A 2,606-nucleotide genomic window follows, 5' to 3' on the forward strand; every position below is an offset into this window, starting at 1 on the left:
TGGCGCGTCGCCTCATCGGGTAGCGCTGTTCTGATAACCCGGTAGCGCTCTTCTGCCTAAGTGGTAGCGGCCCGGACTGTCTGCCCGGGCCGCTGCGGTTTCACTCCCAGTAGGTGTCGTGGCTGCGGGTTTGTTCGTTGCGGTGCCTGCGCATGTCAATCTGGCCCAGGTTGATGATCCGGGCGTGGTTCGCGAGGCGGTTCACGATCGAGTCCGCCGCGACCCGGTCGGGGAGTTCGGCGACCCAGTGCGCGGGTCCGGTTTGTGAGGCGATCATCGTCGGCAACCGGTGTTCTCGGTTCGCGAGCACCGCGAACAAGTCGCTGGCGGCGTCGCTGTCGATGCCGACGGTGAGGAAGTCATCGATGATGAGTAGGTCGATGTTGGACAGCTCGTTCAGCAGCTTCTGGTGCGCGATGCCATTGCCGCGGGCGATGACGAGCCGTCGGGCGAGGTCGTCCATCCGGAAGTAGGCGACCGTGTGCTCGCTCTGGCTGGCGCTGATCCCGAGCGCGCAGGCGAGGTAGGTTTTCCCGCCTCCGCTGGGCGAGATGATGAGCAGGTTCGTCGAATCCGCCCGCCACTGATGGGTGGCATAGCGGCGCATCCGAACGGGGGTGATGCCGCGCCCGTCGCGGTAGTCGACTTCCGCAATCGTGGCTCCGGGAATCGGAAGCTGTGCCTGGCGGATCAGGCGCTCGACCTTGTTCACCCGCCGGGATTCCAACGCGTCGTCGACGGCGGTGAGGAACAGCTGCTCCGGGGTGAGGGTGTCGTTGGCCTCGTCCTGGATGAGTTCCTCCAGCCGGGTCGCAACATGGGTGACCCGCAGGGCGCGGAACTTGTCGTAGTCGATGCTCGTGAAGGTCATCGCCCGGTCCCTTCGCCGATCTCGTAGTGGGAGGCGTCGCGAACATAGACGTCGGGTCCGGTGTCCCGGAAGACGACGGTGCTGCCGCGCTTGCGGGTCGAGGCCGCCGGGATCAACGGCTTGGGTTTCTTCGCGTCGCTGTCGATCGTGGCCATGAGGTGTTTCAGCGTCGTGTAGGTGGGGTGCCCGTGACGGTTCAGCAGCTCCTGGCAGGCGGCGTCCAGCCGTTGCCGGTTGTTCTTGCCGAGCCCGTCGAGAATGTTCTGGCAGGCCAGATACCCTTGCGCCTCGATTGCCTGGCTGTCGAGGATCTGCTCGATCACCGTGACCGTCGCCGGGCCGAAACTGCGGGCCCGATCGGTGAACCACCGCCTGGACCACAGCCCGTCGATATTGCGGTGCTGCGGCGGAACATGCTCCGGCAGGGTCGAGTACTGGCCTTTCCGGCCCGTCAACCGCGGGTGTTGGCAGAGGATGTCGTTCCCGTCGAACACTGTCACCGTCGAGGCGGTCAGCCTCACCCGCAACAGCTTGCCGGCCAACGCGAACGGCACCGAATACCGTTGGGTGTCGGCGGTGACGTGGTAGTTGCGGCCTGCCTTGAGCTCCTTCCACTGGACGTCCTCGAATGCCGCGTCCGGCAACGATCCCAGCAGCTTCCTCTCTTCGGCGTCGAACCTCTCCCACCGGGTCGAGCCGTCAGCGCGGCGGATATCGTGGTTGATCTCCCGCACCCGCTCAACGATCGCGTCGTTCAACTCGGCCAGAGTCGTGAAGACATCGTCCTCGAGATACCCGATGACGCGTTTGTTGACGACGTTCACCGCGTTCTCGGCCGACGCCTTGTCCCGGGGCTTCTTCACTCGGGCGGGGACGATCGCGCACTGGTAGTGGTCGGCGAGCTGTTGATAGCGGGCGTTCACGACCCGCTCCGCATCGCCGGGGTGGGACCGGTTTGTCGCCGTCGTCGGGTTGTCCGGCACGATGATCTGCGGCACCCCGCCGAAGAATGCGAATGCCTGAACGTGGGCGTCGAGCCAGGCCGGCGACTTCATATCGATGAACGCGCAGCAGAACATCAGCCCGGAGAACGGCAGCACCGCGACGAACAGCACCGCCTTCGTAGTCTCACCGGTGACCGCGTCGACCAGCTCGATGGTGTCGCCGGCCCAGTCCACCAGCATCGCCCGGCCCGGCTCGTGGTTCAGCACCGCGACCAAGTCGTGGCTGCGGACGTAGTCGGTGAACAGGGCGCAGAACTGCGAATAGCCATACTTCTTCCCGAGGTCCTTCGTGTCGACGTAGCGGCGCCAGGCCAACAACAGGGTGAAATGCCGGTTCGCTTTCATCGACGCCAGCACCCGAGACAGGTCGGGCTGGTCATATTCCTCGGACACTTTCCGGCGCCCGTCCGGGAACCACCCGGCCAGATCGGCGTCGCTGACTGAATCCGCCGCGGTGACGCCCCGCGCCTGGATTTCCTGGCTCACCCGGGCCACGGCGCGGTGCGAGCACCCCGCGATCTCCACCACGTCCCGATAACTGCGCCCCTCCAGCAACAACACCAGGATCTTTCGATAATCCGCCATGAACCAGCACTCCAAACGTGAAACGACAACACCCCATGTGTTGTCGTTTCACAGCAGAGCAGCACACCCGCGTCGAGCGCTACCTTGTCCCCGGAATCGCGCTACCGGATCGTCAGAACAGCGCTACCCGATAGGGCGACTCGCCA

The 2,606-nt window shown here is 65.0% G+C and carries 2 protein-coding genes; both read right to left on the minus strand.

Going from position 1 to position 2,606, the window contains the following annotated elements; translation table 11 throughout:
* Nucleotides 1-100: 100 nt before the first annotated feature.
* The gene (locus QN345_RS17815) at nucleotides 101-871 is read right to left on the minus strand and encodes an ATP-binding protein (RefSeq protein WP_322137582.1); all 771 of its coding nucleotides are present in this window, start codon (nucleotides 869-871) and stop codon (nucleotides 101-103) included.
* A complete protein-coding gene (gene istA / locus QN345_RS17820) occupies nucleotides 868-2,475 on the minus strand; it encodes an IS21 family transposase (protein ID WP_323508996.1) in 1,608 nt (535 codons plus the stop codon). The genes QN345_RS17815 and istA overlap by 4 nt, the downstream gene beginning before the upstream one ends.
* Nucleotides 2,476-2,606 lie beyond the last annotated feature (131 nt).

Source organism: Cryobacterium sp. 10I1, from assembly GCF_035019805.1.
Lineage (GTDB): Bacteria > Actinomycetota > Actinomycetes > Actinomycetales > Microbacteriaceae > Cryobacterium > Cryobacterium glucosi.